The following is a 16195-nucleotide window of genomic DNA, read 5'->3' as shown; positions in this document are numbered from 1 at the left end:
TCGATGGCCGGCGAACAGAGGATTTACAAGAGCAAAATTCGTGCGACGAGCACCTTGCAAAAGGTGTTCCGCGCGATGGAGCTCATTGCGGCCTCGCGTATCGGCTCGGCGCGCCGGGAGGCGCAGGAACTGGACCCCTACGCGCGGGCGGTAACCCGCGCGCTCGGGCTGGTGGGGCGCCACGACTTTGACGCCCAGCACCCGCTGATGCGCGAGCGTACCGATACCAATCGGGTAGCGGTACTTGTGGTGACTTCCGACCGCGGCATGGCGGGAGCCTATTCGGCCAATGTACTGCGCGAAGCGGAACGCACCGTGGAGAATCTGCGTGCCGAAGGTAAGGATCCGGTGCTCTACGTGACCGGTCGGCGCGGCCTGCAGTACTTCAAATTCCGCGGCGTGAATATCGCTGGGGAGTGGAGCGGCACCTCGGATAAGCCCGATCCGGAGCAATCCGATGAAATCGCGCGCACTCTCCTCGAGGCTTTCACCGCCGCGCCGGAAGAAGGCGGCGTTGCCGAAGTCCACGTGGTCTACACCCGTTTCCAATCGATGGTGAGCCAGGTGGTGCAGGTGCGCCACATGCTTCCGCTCGCCATTGTGGACTACGGGGAAGGCGATCTGGAGGATACCGGATCGGAATTCTCGGGCGGCGGCACGGAAGAAACCGAACCGCTCTACGATTTCGAACCCTCAGCGCACGACGTTTTCGAAGCGCTCGTGCCCATGTATGTTCGCAAACGTATCTCCTCGATTCTTCTCATGGCTGCGGCCTCCGAACTCGCTTCGCGCCAGCAGGCGATGCACGCGGCTACCGACAACGCTGCTGAACTTATTGAGAAGTACACCCGGCTCGCCAATAACGCGCGCCAGGCTGAGATCACCACCGAGATCACTGAAATCGTCTCCGGTGCCGATGCACTAAGTAACGGATAACGCGCTTCGTAACGGATAAGGAACACACTATGACTGCACAACTAGAGGAGCAGACCGCGGACCTGGCCACAACCGGCCGGATTACGCAGGTCATTGGCGCCGTCGTCGACGTCGAATTTCCGTCCGACGCGCTTCCCGATATCAATAACGCCCTGAAAACCACGGCAACCCTCCCCTCCGGTGACGGAAGCGTCATCGAGCAGGAGATGGTCTTGGAAGTGGCCCAGCACCTGGGTGATAACGTGGTGCGCACCATCGCGATGAAGCCGACTGACGGCCTGGTGCGCGGCGCCGTCGTTATCGATACCGGTGCCCCCATCACCGTTCCAGTCGGTGACGTGACCCGCGGGCACGTCTTCAACGTCGTGGGCGAACCGCTTAACGTTTCCCCTGATGAGATCGAGGTGAAGGAACGCTGGTCGATTCACCGCCAGGCTCCCGCCTTCGACGAACTCGAGCCGGAAACCCAAATGTTCCAGACCGGCCTCAAGGTCATCGACCTGCTCACCCCTTACGTGCAGGGTGGCAAGATCGGCCTCTTCGGTGGCGCGGGCGTGGGTAAAACGGTCCTCATCCAGGAAATGATTCAGCGCGTGGCCCTCGACCACGATGGCGTTTCCGTATTCGCCGGGGTGGGTGAACGTACCCGCGAGGGTAACGACCTCATCCACGAAATGGACGAAGCCGGGGTGCTCGATAAGACGGCCCTCGTTTTCGGCCAGATGGACGAGCCGCCGGGGGTGCGCCTGCGCATCGCCCTGTCCGGCTTGACGATGGCGGAGTACTTCCGCGACGTCGCCAACCAGGACGTGCTGCTCTTTATCGATAACATCTTCCGCTTCACCCAGGCAGGCTCGGAAGTATCTACCCTGCTCGGGCGTATGCCTTCCGCGGTGGGTTACCAGCCCACCCTGGCCGATGAAATGGGTGCGCTCCAGGAGCGTATTACCTCCACGCGTGGGCATTCCATTACCTCGCTGCAGGCCATTTACGTTCCGGCGGACGATTACACCGATCCGGCGCCGGCAACCACCTTCGCTCACTTGGATGCGACCACCGAGCTCTCGCGTGATATTGCCTCCATGGGTATTTACCCGGCGGTGGATCCCCTCGCCTCGACCTCGCGTATTCTGGATCCGCAGATCGTGGGCCAGCAGCACTACGAAGTCGCGACCCGCGTCAAGGCGATCCTCCAGAAGAACCGTGAACTTCAGGACATCATTTCCATCCTCGGTGTGGATGAACTCTCCGAAGAAGACCGCTTGACCGTTGCCCGCGCGCGCCGGATCCAGCAGTTCCTCTCGCAGAATATGTACACCGCGGTGAAGTTCACCGGCGTGGAAGGCTCCACCGTTCCGGTTGCGGAAACTGTGGAAGCGTTCCGCCGTATTTGCGACGGCGAATACGACCACGTCCCCGAGCAGGCCTTCTTCAATATCGGCGGCATCGAGGATCTGGAACGCAAGTACCACGAACTGCGGAGCGAATAATGCTGGACGTTGAGATCGTTTCCCAGCGGGAGCTGGCGTGGCGCGGTAACGCCGAATCGGTGACCGCGCCCGGCACCGAAGGCTCGGTGGGTATCCTCACGGACCACACCCCGCTCGTCGCCCTCCTCACGGAAGGCAATGTCGAGGTGCGCGGCTGCGAGGACGGACGCGATCGCAGCTTCACGATGTCCGGCTCCGGCTTCCTCACGGTGACCGCTAACCAGGTTATCGTGGTGGCCGATTCGGTCACCGAGCAGTCGGTTAGCGGGCAGTAGGCGGAGAGCGCGAATGAGCTGGCAAAGCGTAGCACTGATCGTCGTGCTGGTTCTCCTCGCGCTCCTCATCTACTTCCTGGCGCGGGTGCGGTACCTCTTCAACCAGTGGGGGTCCTCCCAGGCTGCGGTACGCCGGCAGCACCGCTGGCACACCGGCGTGGTGTTTTTCCGCACCGATGCGCTGGAATGGTTTAGGGTCGCTTCCCTATCCTGGCGTCCGGCGCTGCGCCTCGACCGGCGTTCCCTGAGCATCAACCTGGTTAAAGTCCGTGACGATATCGCCACCGCCCGCGTGGGGGATGCTCATACAGAAATTGATATGGCCATGAGCTGCCAAGCGCATACGGCGCTGGTGGCGTGGGCGGATTCGGCCCCGCCCCGGGGAGATTGGGTGTTGTTCTAGATGCGCGTTGTTTTTGCTACCTGTTCGGTGGATTATTCCGGACGCCTGGACGCGCATCTCGAACCGGCCACTCGGCTCCTCATGGTCAAGGCGGATGGCTCGGTGCTGGTTCATGCAGATACCGGCTCCTACAAGCCCCTCAACTGGATGATGGGCCCAACCCTCTTCACCGAAGAAGAACCGAGCGCAGCCGAGCGCGAGGCGGGCGTGCGCACCATCTGGAACGTGGAGCACAAGAAAACCGATGACCGGCTGGTTATTCGGATCTACGAGGTCTTTTCCGATTACGAGCAAGACCTCGGGGTGGATCCCGGACTCGTCAAGGACGGGGTGGAAGCGCACCTGCAAAAACTGCTGGCCGAACAGGTGGAACGCATCGCCCCGCAGGCCAGCTTGGTGCGCCGGGAGTACCCCACCGCCATCGGTCCGGTAGATCTTATGGTGCGCGACGGCGAGGGCGGCTATATCGCCGTCGAAATTAAACGCCGCGGCGAAATCGACGGGGTCGAACAGCTCACCCGCTACCTTGACCTCTTGCGCCGCGATCCCCTCCTCACCCCGCTGCGCGGTATTTTCGCAGCCCAGGAAATCAAACCTCAGGCCCGTGTGCTGGCCGAAGACCGCGGCATTGACTGTATGATCTTGAACTACGACGATATGCGTGGCATAGACCACCCGGAGGATCGACTGTTTTAGGACGGGATAATGGGGTTCTTATACGGCCGGGCAGCGTTGCCCGGCGGCGTACGTGAATGTGAAATCGCGTGGGACAAGGGAGTTCTCACGCGGGTAGATACGGTATCGAGCGATGTGACAGCAGAGCTCCCGGAGGGGTGGCTCATCCTCCCCGGGCTCGTTGATGAACACTGCCACGGCGGGGGAGGGGCTTCCTTCCCTGATGCGAAAGATAGCACGGAAGTGGCGCAGGCGGCCGGGGAACATCTGGCGCACGGGACCACTTCGATAGCCGCGGCTCTCACCACCCTGAGCGTGGAGCGCATGGAGGCCGGGGCAAGCTTGCTCGCCGATGCGGTCGAGGACGGGACCCTGGCCGCCATTCTTATTGAGGGACCTTTCCTTTCTAGCGAGCGAGCGGGGGCACAAAACCCCGCCTATTTGGAAACCCCGAGCGTGGAGATTGCTAACCGGCTCCTCACCGCTGCCCGCGGGCATGCCTGGGGGATGACGCTCGCCCCCGAGCTATCGGGGGCGAGCGAGGTGGTGGACCTGCTGCTTGAGCACGGTGTGGTGCCCACCTGGGGGCATACCCACGCGGAGGCCGGCCCGGCGCGGGAGCTCCAGGAGCGGGCGGTGGCCGGCGGGGCAACCCCGGTGGCCACCCACCTCTTTAATGCCATGCGCGAATTGCGTCACCGGGCGCCCGGTCCGGTAGCCGAGTATTTGGCTGCCGCGCGGCGCGGCAGCTGCGTCGTCGAACTTATTGGAGACGGCGTGCATATTAGCTCCGAGCTGGTGCGCAACGTGGTCGAAATCGTGGGCCCGGAAAATATCGCGCTCATCACCGATGCCATGGCGGCTGCCGGTATGGCGGATGGCACCTACGAGCTGGGCGGGCTGCGGGTGCATGTGACCGACGGGCAGGCACGGCTGCGCGGGGGCAATCTCGCGGGCGGCACCTCTCATCTTCTCGATATTGTGCGCACCGTGGTCGGCGCGGGAGTCGATATGAACGACGCCGTTACCATGGCGAGCGCCACCCCGGCCCGCGTAATGGGTTTGACCGATCGCGGATCCCTCGAAGTGGGCAAGCGCGCGGATCTGCTGGTCGTGGATGAGGAACTGCGCCCGCGGCGGGTCTACCGCGCCGGGCAGTTGGTTGCGCAGGACGGCAAGTTGGTGGCGTAGCCGGGAGACTGCGGCGTCGTACGCGATGCTAGTGGACTCCGCGCGCTCAGGGGCTACCATGGAAGAATGCGCCGGTCGAAAAAGTATTCCCGTCCCGTTCACCCGCTGAATATCAGCGCGGCGATGGGTGGGCTCACCTATGAAAACGGACGCGATGGCGCCACGTATAAAGTGCGGCGCATCGCCAGCGCCGCGAAGGATTATGTGTGCCCCGGTTGCGGCGGGATGATCCGGGTTGGTGAAAGCAATATCGTTGCCTGGACGGAGGACACCATCTGGGGTGCCCAGTACGGGGTGGATTCGCGCCGCCACTGGCATCCGGGTTGCTGGCAGCACCGCGGTCGCGCCTAGACTACAACTAATTGTGTACGGTGTGTACACAATGTAAAGTGTGTGATATGACTATTGCAGAAAATCAGGTTAGTACTAGGGAATTACGTGAAGAACTCTCCTATGTGCTCGGGGAAACGCTTCATGCCGGTAGGAGATTCACCGTTACTCGCAACGGCAAACCCGCTGCTGCCATTGTCACGATTGATGATCTTCACGCCTTAGAAGAATTCGAGATGGCTCAGGATATCGCTGCCTATGAGCATGCCAAGCGTACTGATGACGGTGTACGCATTACCCTGGAAGATTTCAAGGCCAGTCTCGATTAAATGTATCGCGTTATTCTGTCAAATTTAGCCGGTAGGCAGCTTCGCAAGTTAGAAAAGCCGATTCGGGACCGAATCCTTGGTGAAATAGAAAAGCTTGCGGTCCAGCCTCGTCCGGTAGGGGTAAAGAAACTAACGAATTATCCTGCCTGGCGTATTCGTGTGGGTAACTATCGTGTCATCTATGAAATAGAAGACGATAAGCTCCTCGTTACGGTTTTGCGTGCTGCGCACCGACGCGAAGTGTATGCCTGATAACTAGTCGCCAGGGTCGCCGTACCCGGGGTAAGTTCCGGTAGCGGCGTTACAATCGAGTTATGAAACTTGCCACACATATTAACGAAGGTGCGGGTATTCCGCTTGTTCTGCTCCACGCTATGCCGATGACGTCCCGGATGTGGGAGGGCGTGCGCGCTGAGCTTTCGGATCTGCACACGATTGCTATTGATGCCCCCGGTTTCGGGGACTCGCCTTCCGGTAGTGAGGTCGACGGCGCCGCGGGCGCCACCACGCCACATATCAATTCCTACCTGGCCGCCCTCGAAGAAACCCTGGCCGACTATGAGTCCATCGTGCTCGCCGGAATTTCCATGGGTGCGACCGTCACGGCCGCTTATGCACTGCGCCACCCCGAGCAGATTGCCGGGCTCGCGCTGCTGGACGGTTCGATTCTGGGGCCGGAGCCCTCGCCTTCCCCGCGGGAAAAGGCCATTGAGAAGCTTGCCTCGGGGCAGAGCTGGGATGTGCTGGCCGGCTGGGTGGATACTATGCTCAGCTCGGCGGCCAGCCCGGAGCTTAAAGAGAAGGTTGCCGCCTATTTCAAGACGGTAGATGCCGGAGCTTTCTCCTGGTTGCAACAAATGATGCTCACCCGCCCGGATACCCGCGGTGTCATGGAGCTGGATGTTCCTATCCTGCTGCTGCGCGGGGTGGATGACCCGAATGCCAAGCACGAAGAATTTGCCCAGCTGCATGAGGTACGCCCGGATCAGCCTTTCGTGGAACTCGAGGGTGCCAGCCACTTCTCCGCGGTGGAAAAGCCGCACGAAGTCGCTACCGCGCTGCGCGAGCTCTACGAGGCTGCTACTCGTTAGCGACCACCATCGCGCGACTCGGGAATCGCACGGCTCTCAAGAATCACATGAGTATCGACGGGGGCAGGAGGTGTTTTCAGAGGTGTAGTGCGTATGTCGTACATTCGAAGTACACCCCGGAAAAAACACCCCTGCCCCCGTCGGCTCGTGAGGAGACACTACCGGTTGTCGGTAGCGTCCCCATTGTTTTCGCCGGCCGCGTCGGATTCTGACGCGTCGGCTTCTGCCGTATCGGACTTTGCCGCATCGGATTCTGCCGCTGCGGGAGACTGATTGCCAGTTCCTGAAGCCTCGGCGCCAGCCTCACCAGCCTCACTAGCTTGACCAGCTTCCCCAGCTTCAGCCGCTTCCGCAGCGGTGCGCTCCTCGGCACTTCCCACGATTTCATCCAGGGCCAGCGGGATATTCGAGGTGGCCAGCATCGTGCGCATATCCTCCAGGTAGGAGGTGAGGGTACGGCGCTGTTCTTCCAGGCCGGCCACGTGGGCATCGGCCTGGCGTTGTGATTCTTCGGCGGCGTCGCGTGCTTCGCGGCGCATCCGCTCGGCATCTTCCCGCGCCGCGCTCACCAGTTCCCGGGCTTCGGTCTGGGCGGCGCTCAGCGCCGCACTCGCCTCAGCTTCCGAGGAGGATGTCAGGGCATTAGCCCGCTTCGTGGCTTCCGCCAGGCGGCGTTCCGCACTGGCGGCCCGAGCCTCGGCGTCGTCGACAAACTTCGCCATGGCCGTACGCGATTCTTCATCGGAACGCGCGCGGGCCGCGGCCGAATCCGCCCGCAATTGCGCAACCTCACGTTCGGCCTCCGCGCGGATTTTCGCGACCTCGGCCTCCGCCTCGCTCCGCAAACGCGCCACCTCAGTTTCAGCCTCGGTGCGCAATTGCGTGACCTCTTCCTCGGCCCGGGTGCGCGCCTGCGCCAATTCCTGAGCGAGAGCCGCGCGGCGCTCCTCTTCTTCGTGGGTGAGCCGGGTGGACTGCTCGGCCTCATCGTGGCGCATTTTCGCCTCCAAACGCTCGGCTTCCCGCTGGGCCGAGGTCACCAGCTCCTCGGCCGTGCGCCGCGAGGTCGTGGTCAATTCGGTGGCTTCCGCCTCGGCACGCTGGCGCACCTGAGCCGCCTCGGTACGCGAGGTATCCAACGTTTCCTGCGCTTCTTTTTCCGCCGCGGAGGTGAGATTTTCCGCCTGCGAACGCGCCCGGGAGACCAGTAGTTCCGCATCGGAATTCGCCCGGCTCATCACGTCCATCGCTTGCTGTTCCGCCCCGCGCAACAGCCGCTCCACCCGGGTGCCCAAACCCGAATAGGATGGGCGTTCATCTTCGCGCAAACGGCTGTGCAATTCGGTGAGCTCACCGGACATACGCAAAACCTGCGCATCCAAACCCGCTACTCGCGACCGAGCTTCGGCGAGCGCATCAGCCAGTTGGTGAATGCGTTCATCGACCTGAGCTTTGTCGTAACCCCTGCGTACTGTTGGAAACAGTTCTAAATCTGCCATAACAACCTTTCCGCGCGCTGCTGGATAGAAATTGCTGCCCTAAGCCTACCGGTCAGCGCACCCGGTGGGGGTAGCGCTGGGCATGTGGTGAACGCTGTGGAGCTCACCACCATCGGCCGGAACGGAGTTTTATAACGGTTAGATAACGGTTAGGCTTTTCTCTAAGCCTAAAAGCGCGGCCGTGCGCCGAAAAATTCCGCCACCGAGCAGGTCACGCGGTAGCTTTAACGTAGGGAATTGTCGTCGATGGTCTTTCGCCGGTGCGGTTGTACCGGGCCGCAAGCCGGAGTGAGAAGGGGAATGATGAAGAAGAACGGAGGAGTCGGTCTCGCGCTCGCGGGCTTGGCGATCCTGGTGGTGGGCATTTTGCTCGGCACTGTGTGGAAGCCGGCCTCCAGCGTCTCCGCCACCGTGGCGCCGGACGGGAAAGGCGTACTCGTCACGGCCCCCGGCGTCCTGGATATGGGCGGGACCGATGTGGAGGTAGCTGTCTCCGGCCCGGCGCAGGACACCATTTCCGTGGGCGCCGGATTTTCCGGTGACGTGCTCGCGTACGCGGAAGGCGTACCCGGCGCCACCATTACCGGTATGAACGACGACGCCGCACTGACGCTGACCCCCTCCCAGGGGGAGGCGGACCCGGGCCAGGTCCTCGCCTCGGATATGTGGTTCTCCAAGGAAGAAGGCAAGGGGAAGGTGGAATTCACCTACACGGTGACCTCCCCGGGAGCGGAATCCCTCATTATGCAGACGTCCTCCGGGGCACTCCCGCAGGTGGAACTCACCTGGGCGTTGCCCGGTGGGCGGAATTGGTCTCTGCCCGTGAGTCTGCTCGGGCTGATTGTGGGGCTCAGCGGGGTGGCCCTACTCATGACCGCCACCAAGGACCAGCGCAGCTTCGCGGCGAAGGTGCGGGCCGGGCAGGATGAGCGCGTATCGCGTGCCAAGCGGGCCGCGGATGAAACGACCATTATGCCGGCCGTACCGGCGGCGGTTGGCGAAGCCGGTGGCGCGGGCGGCACGGGTGGGGCGGCTCAGCCTGTAAGTGACTGCGCCGCGGGTGACCGGGTCGCGGTAACCGGAGGCGCACTGGGCGCGGGCATCCTGATGGAAAGCCCGCGCGCGCAGGAGCTGCGCGAACGCCCCCTCGATCCGGCCGATCGCATCGAGTTGATCGCTCCGGAAGAAGGCGTTTCGGAAGAAAGTGTTTCGGAAGAAACACCCGCCGACGAACCCGCGGGCGAGGAACCGGCGGCAGAGGAACCCGTAACCGAGGAACCTGCGGTAGACGAACCCGCAACCGACGAACCAGCAACCGAGGAACCGGCGGTAGCCGAACCCGCGGCAGCGGAACCGCAAGCCGCGCTCCCGGGCCCGGATGAGGAACCCGGCTACCGCGGCTCGCGCGCCGAATGGCAAGCCGCGGCAGATTCTGGAATCCTCCCCGTTATCCACATGAAGGACGGGGTACCGGTCAAACCTGCCGAACTTGGCGATGCGGACCGCCCGGAAAACTCCGGTGCCAACAGTAGCGATAGCGATATCGCCGCGGAATCCGATCCGCAAAGCTGGTGGAATATCTGGGGGCAAAAGCGGCCCAAACAGAACGACGACGAGGAAGGAACGACCCATGCGTAAGGCCCTGGCCACCCTCGCGGCACTGGCATTACTGGGCGGATGCTCGGCAAACGCCGTCGTCCTGGAACCCACCCCGGCTCCGGCAAGCCCGCGTGCCGCGCTCTCCGATAAACACTTCACCGAGCGGGTCGCCCCCGCGATTTTCGAGCAGCTCACCAAGGCCGACGCCGCCGCCAGCCCCGAAGAATTCAGCGGGCGCGGTTCCGGCCCCTTTAGCGTGGAGCGCAGCGCCCACTACGCACTCAAACGCATTCTGGCCGATAGTTACGACATGCCCGAGCTATCCACCACCATCGATTCGGTGGCGATTTCCGGGGCGGAAGGTTTCCCGCGCAGCGCGCTCGCGGTCGTGAAATGGCCGGCGAATACCACCTCCCAGGGCCTCAACGTATTCACCCAGGGCGCGGCCCGGGAAAATTGGGCGCTGTGGGCCGCCATGGATATTCTTCCCGGCAGTGTGATCCCGGAAATTCCCGCCGGCCCGGCAGGTGCGCAGCGCGTGGCCGCGGATAACGGCGAAGGAGCGGTGGCCTCCCCGCAAGCCGCCCATGACGGCTACCTCGGTACCCTCAACGCCAAGGGAAGCGCTCTCAGTTACGGCTCGGATGCCGATCCGGCCGCCGCGGACGCGGTGCGCACCCAGCTGTCGCAAACCTATGATTCTTTGGCCGGCGCGGTGCAGGGCGTGGGCGCGGTGAGCCAGGCCTTCGGCCCGGCCCAAACCACCCCGGAAAGTTTCCGCGCCAGCGATGGCGGCATCCTCACCGTTTTCCAGGTCAACCAGGCCCTCGAAATCCGCCACACCGCCCAGGGCGGTTCCATTAAGGTCACGGATGCGAAAATTGCCGGGCTGGCCACCGGCCAGGCCAATACCGAGGTAACGGTCCAGGGGACCATGCGCCTCAACTATTCCTTCACGGTGGCCCTGAAAATCCCGGCGGCAGGCGCCCAGAACACAACGATCACCACGGTAGCGGCATCGAAACCGGTGCTCACCTCGGTGCAGAATGGAGGCTAATATGGCAGATATGTCCATGCGCGGCCCGGTCGATTTAGCGGCCCTGGCAGCGGCGAAGAAGCAGGAAAACGCGGCGCCGGTGCCCGGCGCATACCTCACCACCCTCACCGCGGCCGGTCTCAACGCCGAAGTGCAGCTATCCGCGCAGGTTCCGGTTATCGTGCTTTTCGTGGCCGACGGCGAGGCCGGTGAGCTGGGCACCACCCTGGAAAGCGAAGCGCGCCGGCGTCATGGCCAGATCCGCATCGCGGTGGTCAACGCCAGCACCGAAGCGGAACTCGTCCAGGCTTTCGGAGTACGGACCATTCCCATGGGTATCGCGCTCGTCGGCGGCCAACCCGTTCCGCTTTTCCAGGGGGCACCCACCACGGCGCAGCTCACGGAACTCGTTAACCAACTTCTGGCTGCGGCCAACCGGGCCGGCGTGGCCGGCCGCGTGAGTGGGAAAGCCGATGAAGCGGGTGAAACACCCGTCAATCCCCACCATCTAGCAGCGCTCGAAGCCCTGGATAGGGGAGATCTGGACGCCGCGGAATCCGAATTTGACGCGCTCGCGGCGGAAGATCCGGATAGCGACGTGGCGCAGGTGGGCCGCGCTCAGGTGCGTTTGCTGCGTTCCACCCGCGGGCAGGACCCGCAAGCCGTTATGGCCGCGGCGGATGCCGGTGGGCCGGGCGATGCGGCGGCGCAGATCGCCGCTGCCGATATCGAGGTAGCTGCCGGCCGTCCCGATCTGGGATTCGCCCGGCTTATCACCGCCATCAAGGTCACCAGCGCTGAGGTGCGCGAAGAATTGCGCACCCACCTGCTGGAACTCTTCACCGCGGTGGGAGCGGATACCGAAGTTGTGCGCAAGGCCCGCCGTGACCTTGCCTCCGCACTTTTCTAAGGAGAGGGGCTCCTACTCCACCGGTACCAACCAGACGGTGGTATCCGCCGGGATCATCTCCCCTTCGCCCAAGGAACTGGCCGCCGGATCCGAGGCCAGCAGGACCCGCCAACCGGCCGGAAGCGGAGCGGCGTCGTCGAATACCGTGAGCATGAGAACCGGTGGACGCTGCGCGTTCACAGCCCGGTTGGTGGTCACGGCGCGATTGACATAGGCGAGCACGCCGGCGCCGTACTCATCGCACACATCCTCGAGGGAACCGACCCCGAGCTCCAGCTCGTCGCGCAGGCGCAGCATGGTGCGGAAGAAGTGGAGCGGGGAGTGCGGATCAGCCTCCTGCACATCCACCGTGTAACGTGCCCAGTCCGTGCCCTGGGGGAGCCAGGTGGCGCCGTCCGGGGAGAAACCGAAGCCGGGGCGATCCGATTCCCAGGGGAGCGGAACCCGGCAGCCGTCGCGACCCAGCTCCGCGCCGTGCGTGCGGGCGAAAGTGGGGTCCTCGCGCACCTCATCCGGCAGCGAGGTATGTTCGGGCAGGTTGCGTTCCTCGCCCTGATAGATGTAGTAGACCCCCGGCAGCCCGGCGGTGAGCTGGTGCCAGGCCAGGGCGCGGCGAGCACCCAGCTCACGATCCGGTTGCGGATCGTGAGCCCCGATGCCATTCGCTCCGCGGGAGGTATCCCGGTAACCCAGGCGCGAGCACACCCGCACGCCGTCGTGATTCGAGAGTACCCAGGTGGTAGGCGCCCCCACCCGATCCGACTGGCGCAGGGACTGCACAATAATGTCACGCAGGGCGTCGCGCTCGAAAGGCGCGGCCAAATAAATGAAGTTGAAAGCCTGGTTCATTTCATCGGGGCGGATATAGCGGGCCAGGCGCTCTTCGGTATCGGCCCAGGCCTCCGCCACCAGGATGCGTTCGGGAGAGTACTCATCCAAGACCGCGCGCCACTCTCGGTAAATCTCATGGACCTCATCGCGGTCAAAGAACGGTGCCGGTTCGGGTTTCTCCGTTACCCCGGCCATTTCCACCGCCCCGGACCAATCGGGTAGCTCCGGATCTTTCATAAGCCCGTGGGCCACATCCACCCGGAAGCCATCCGCACCCCGATCCAGCCAGAAGCGCAGCGTCTCCAAGAATTCGGTGCGCACCGCGGGGTTGCGCCAGTTGAGATCGGGTTGTGAGCGATCAAAAAGGTGGAGGTAGTAGAGGTCCTCCTCCGCGGCCGGGGTACCGGCAACGAAGGGCAGATCGCGTACCCGGGACCAGGCCGGCCCGCCGAAAACGGAACGCCAATTGGTGGGAGGCTCGCTACCTCCGTTTTTCCCCTCGCGGAACCAGAACAGCTCGCGTTCGGGTGAGCCGGGGCCGGCCGTCACCGCGCGGCGGAAGAGCTCGTGATCCCAGGAGGTGTGGTTCGGGACGATATCAACGATGATTCTCAGGCCGGCCTCGTGCGCGGCTTCGATGAGGTGCTCGGCATCCGCGAGGGTCCCGAAACGCGGATCAACATCGCGGTAGTCGGATACATCGTAGCCGGCATCGAATTGCGGGGAGCGGTAGAAAGGAGAAAGCCAGACCGCGTCAATTCCCAGATCTGCTAGGTAAGGGAGCCGGCCCTCGATGCCGCGCAGGTCCCCGAGCGGCCCGCCCGAGGAAGCAAAAGAACGCGGGTAAATCTGGTAAATAACGGCGTCACGCCACCAGTTTTCACGTTCGGAAGCAGGGTGGAGGAGCATGGGCTGTCCTTTCAGTTAGTGGGGGAGGGCGCGGCAGCGGTGGTGGAACGTACCAGTAATTCTGCCGGGAAAGTCATGGAGGCTCCCGCCTTGGTGCGCTGGGTCGGGGCAAGATCTTCCATGGCTGCCCGCAGCGTGGCGCAGGCGGCGTGCGCGATAGCCGCCACCGGCTGGCGCAGCGTGGTCAAGGCCGGGCGCATGAAGCGAATAAGCGGCGAATCGTCAAAACCAACAATCGACACATCCGCGGGCACCCGCACCCCGCGCCGCTCCAGGGCATCCAGCGCGCCGAGCGCCATAATATCGGAGCCGAAAACCATGGCGGTGCACCCGCGTGCGAGCAGGGCTTCGGCCGCGCGCGCCCCGCCGTGGGCAGTGAAAAAAGTTTCTGCAACAATCACAGCAGCGCCGGGGAGAACCTGGGTGATGGCCTCGCTAAAACCGATTTCTTTACGCTGGCCGGGGATATAGCGGCGTTGCCCGATGCCCAGGCCGATCCTGGTGTGCCCGAGTCCAGCCAGTAGCCGCACGGCCTGGTGCATGGATTCGGCGTCGTCGGTAGAAAAATCCGGTGCCGGAACCCGCGGATTCGCCCCGTTGATCGTCACGAAGGGGAGACGTTCGGCCAGGTGCACGTACCGTTCCGGAGAAGCTTTGGAATCGGCGTGCATACCCGAGACGAAAACCAATCCGCATACCTCGCGAGCGGTTAGTGATGCGACCGCTTCGTCCTCGGTAAGGGCGCCGGGAGCCTGGGTTGCCAGGGTGGTGGTGTACCCGGCGGCGTTAAATTCCCGTTCGAGCTCCTGATAGAACACCGGGAAAATTGGGTTGGTCAGTTCGGGAAGGAGCAGTCCCACGGTTCCGCTTGCCTCGCTCAGGCGAGGGGGGCGCTCATATCCGAGCATATCGAGGGCCGCGAGCACCGCGGTACGCGTTTCCTCGCTGACGTTGCCTTTCTGGTTAATCACGCGCGATACGGTCGCGACGGACACCCCCGCGTGGGTGGCAACATCTTGCATGCGAATTTTACTCATGGGTACCGAGACGTCCTTGTGCTGGTCGGCGCGGTGCGCGCCGTCGTGAAACATCGTACTGAGGCTTTTCTGAAAACTCCAGCGCGAAAGTGGGTGCGGCGGGGTGTGGAGAGCGGGAACGTGCCCGCCGGTGTCGTGTCTATGCGCTGTTACGGTGCGGAACGACGGCGCAGCTACCCACCGATCACCACTCCCACTCTGAAAGTGTTTCTGAAAAGAGAATAGCGCCATAAGCCCGCAAAACTGCGGAAAAGTCGGCGTGATTCACCTAGGGGAATGTAACGGCGTAAAAAAGACTGCAAAAAGGGGTGAAAATTACCGAATGATGCGCTACCCTCGGAGATAACGGGGAACGTGATGGTGCGATCCCGCGTAGCGAAGAATCAACGCAAGGAGTAAAAATGCGACGGAGCATAAGCGCGATGGCCGCGGTATCCGCGCTGGCGTTTGTTTTAGGCGCCTGCGGTGGTAATGGCGGTGCGGCGGATAAGAGCGAAGCCCCTGCCGGAGCCAGCTCGGCGGCACCGGCTGCCGGGGGCGGGGCCACCATTACGGTGTGGACGGATTCCAACCGCCAGCCCGCCCTGGAAAGCGCAGCCAAGAAATTCGAATCGGAAACCGGCAACCACGTGGAGCTCGTGGTCAAGGAATTCGGGGATGTGCGCGCGGAATTCCTCACCCAGGTCTCGAACGGTCAGGGCCCGGATATCACCGTGGGTGCCAATGATTGGCTCGGTGAATTCGTGGCGAACGGCGTCGTCGCCCCCATCGAATTAGGTGATAAGGCGAAGGACTTCAATGACGTGGCCACCACGGCCTTCTCCACCGGCGGTAATCTGTACGGCCTGCCCTACGCGCTGGAGAATCTCGCCCTCATCCGCAATACCGCGCTGGCGGATTCCACTCCGGCCACGTTTGACGAAATGATCGCCAAGGGCAAGGAAGCGGGCGTGAAGTACCCCTTCCTCATCCAGACCACCGACAAGGGCGATCCCTACACCTACTACCCCTTCCAGCAATCCTTCGGAGCGCCCGTTTTTGAGACGAATGCGGACGGTTCCACCTCCACGAACCTCGGTATGGGCGGGGCGAACGGCGAGGCTTTCGCCACCTGGTTGCACGAGCAGGGCAAGGCCGGCGTTTTCGAAACGGCGATGACCTACGATATTGGGGTCGATGCCTTCAAGAAGGGCGAGTCGCCCTATATTCTGGGCGGCCCGTGGATGATTGAGGACTTCCGCAGCGCTGGCCTCAAGGTAGCGGTGGAGCCGATTCCGGCGCCGGGCCCCAAGGCCGCGACCCCGCTCGTAGGCGTGCAGGGCTTCTATGTTTCCGCGCAGTCGAAGAACCAGATTGTGGCCAACCAGTTCCTCGTTGATTACATGGCCACCCCGGAGGTGCAGCTGGATATTTACAAGGCCGGCAACCGTCTCCCGGCGCTGACGGCCGCGGCTCAGGAAGCCCAGAAAGACGAGGTGACCGCCGGTTTCGCGCGGGCGGCCGAAGGCGCTCAGCCGATGCCCACCATCCCGGAAATGGGTGCGGTGTGGGTGCCCTGGGGCGTCACCGAAGCTCAGATCATTGACGGCGCCGAACCGGTGGCCGCATGGCAGAGCCTCATCCAGAATCTGCAGGCAGAACTAGCCAAGTAAGC

The 16195-nt window shown here is 63.2% G+C and carries 17 protein-coding genes; 14 read left to right on the top strand and 3 right to left on the bottom strand.

The features are described from left to right. Positions 1 to 3: 3 nt before the first annotated feature. The 10 genes from QP828_RS06165 to QP828_RS06120 all read left to right on the top strand — a co-directional run bounded on the left by QP828_RS06165 (position 4) and on the right by QP828_RS06120 (position 6720). Positions 4 to 936, top strand: a complete 933-nt coding sequence (locus QP828_RS06165; protein ID WP_126134870.1) for a F0F1 ATP synthase subunit gamma — start codon at positions 4 to 6, stop codon at positions 934 to 936. A 29-nt stretch (positions 937 to 965) separates the two neighbouring features. After that, entirely contained in the window at positions 966 to 2426 is a 1461-nt protein-coding gene (gene atpD / locus QP828_RS06160; RefSeq protein ID WP_274732436.1) for a F0F1 ATP synthase subunit beta, read from the top strand. Next, positions 2426 to 2701, top strand: a complete 276-nt coding sequence (locus tag QP828_RS06155; protein WP_126134871.1) for a F0F1 ATP synthase subunit delta/epsilon — start codon at positions 2426 to 2428, stop codon at positions 2699 to 2701. The genes atpD and QP828_RS06155 overlap by 1 nt, the downstream gene beginning before the upstream one ends. 13 nt (positions 2702 to 2714) lie before the next feature. Beyond that, positions 2715 to 3104: a DUF2550 family protein gene (locus QP828_RS06150; RefSeq protein WP_026429109.1), complete on the top strand. Its 390-nt coding sequence runs from the start codon at positions 2715 to 2717 to the stop codon at positions 3102 to 3104. Continuing rightward, the gene (gene nucS / locus QP828_RS06145) at positions 3105 to 3800 is read left to right on the top strand and encodes an endonuclease NucS (RefSeq protein WP_126134872.1); all 696 of its coding nucleotides are present in this window, start codon (positions 3105 to 3107) and stop codon (positions 3798 to 3800) included. Positions 3801 to 3809: 9 nt separating this feature from the next. Further along, a complete protein-coding gene (locus tag QP828_RS06140) occupies positions 3810 to 4970 on the top strand; it encodes an N-acetylglucosamine-6-phosphate deacetylase (protein ID WP_274732437.1) in 1161 nt (386 codons plus the stop codon). 66 nt (positions 4971 to 5036) lie between these two features. After that, positions 5037 to 5321, top strand: coding sequence for an Rv1322 family protein (locus QP828_RS06135; protein WP_274732438.1), 285 nt, complete (start codon positions 5037 to 5039; stop codon positions 5319 to 5321). A 47-nt stretch (positions 5322 to 5368) separates the two neighbouring features. Then, entirely contained in the window at positions 5369 to 5629 is a 261-nt protein-coding gene (locus QP828_RS06130; protein WP_126134875.1) for a type II toxin-antitoxin system Phd/YefM family antitoxin, read from the top strand. Beyond that, complete coding sequence (locus tag QP828_RS06125) at positions 5630 to 5881, top strand: type II toxin-antitoxin system RelE family toxin (RefSeq protein ID WP_126134876.1); 252 nt, start codon at positions 5630 to 5632, stop codon at positions 5879 to 5881. Between the two features lie 62 nt (positions 5882 to 5943). Next, entirely contained in the window at positions 5944 to 6720 is a 777-nt protein-coding gene (locus QP828_RS06120) for an alpha/beta fold hydrolase (RefSeq protein ID WP_274732439.1), read from the top strand. Positions 6721 to 6878: 158 nt separating this feature from the next. On the opposite strand, the gene QP828_RS06115 is transcribed toward QP828_RS06120, so the two are convergent. Then, positions 6879 to 8219 carry a cell division protein DivIVA gene (locus QP828_RS06115; RefSeq protein ID WP_274732440.1) on the bottom strand — a complete coding sequence of 447 codons (1341 nt, stop codon included), beginning with the start codon at positions 8217 to 8219 and terminating at the stop codon, positions 6879 to 6881. A gap of 300 nt (positions 8220 to 8519) precedes the next feature. On the opposite strand from QP828_RS06115, the gene QP828_RS06110 reads away from it, so the two are divergent. The 3 genes from QP828_RS06110 to QP828_RS06100 are packed head-to-tail and all read left to right on the top strand — an operon-like array spanning position 8520 to position 11764. Further along, positions 8520 to 9857 (top strand): hypothetical protein, encoded by a 1338-nt coding sequence (locus tag QP828_RS06110; protein ID WP_274732441.1) that lies wholly within the window; start codon positions 8520 to 8522, stop codon positions 9855 to 9857. Then, a complete protein-coding gene (locus QP828_RS06105) occupies positions 9850 to 10875 on the top strand; it encodes a DUF8094 domain-containing protein (RefSeq protein ID WP_126134879.1) in 1026 nt (341 codons plus the stop codon). The genes QP828_RS06110 and QP828_RS06105 overlap by 8 nt, the downstream gene beginning before the upstream one ends. A 1-nt stretch (position 10876) precedes the next feature. Continuing rightward, a complete protein-coding gene (locus tag QP828_RS06100; protein WP_274732442.1) occupies positions 10877 to 11764 on the top strand; it encodes a tetratricopeptide repeat protein in 888 nt (295 codons plus the stop codon). 12 nt (positions 11765 to 11776) lie between these two features. On the opposite strand, the gene QP828_RS06095 is transcribed toward QP828_RS06100, so the two are convergent. Both QP828_RS06095 and QP828_RS06090 read right to left on the bottom strand, forming a co-directional pair. Continuing rightward, on the bottom strand, positions 11777 to 13504 hold the full coding sequence (locus QP828_RS06095) for a glycoside hydrolase family 13 protein (RefSeq protein ID WP_274732443.1): 1728 nt from the start codon (positions 13502 to 13504) through the stop codon (positions 11777 to 11779). A gap of 11 nt (positions 13505 to 13515) precedes the next feature. After that, positions 13516 to 14541 (bottom strand): LacI family DNA-binding transcriptional regulator, encoded by a 1026-nt coding sequence (locus QP828_RS06090; RefSeq protein ID WP_274732444.1) that lies wholly within the window; start codon positions 14539 to 14541, stop codon positions 13516 to 13518. 401 nt (positions 14542 to 14942) lie between these two features. Here QP828_RS06090 and QP828_RS06085 point away from each other — a divergent pair, with 401 nt between their 5' ends. Then, on the top strand, positions 14943 to 16193 hold the full coding sequence (locus QP828_RS06085) for a sugar ABC transporter substrate-binding protein (protein ID WP_274732445.1): 1251 nt from the start codon (positions 14943 to 14945) through the stop codon (positions 16191 to 16193). Positions 16194 to 16195: the final 2 nt, after the last annotated feature.

This window comes from Actinotignum sanguinis, from assembly GCF_030230305.1.
Lineage (GTDB): Bacteria > Actinomycetota > Actinomycetes > Actinomycetales > Actinomycetaceae > Actinotignum > Actinotignum sanguinis.
This window is presented reverse-complemented; position numbering and strand designations above follow the sequence as displayed.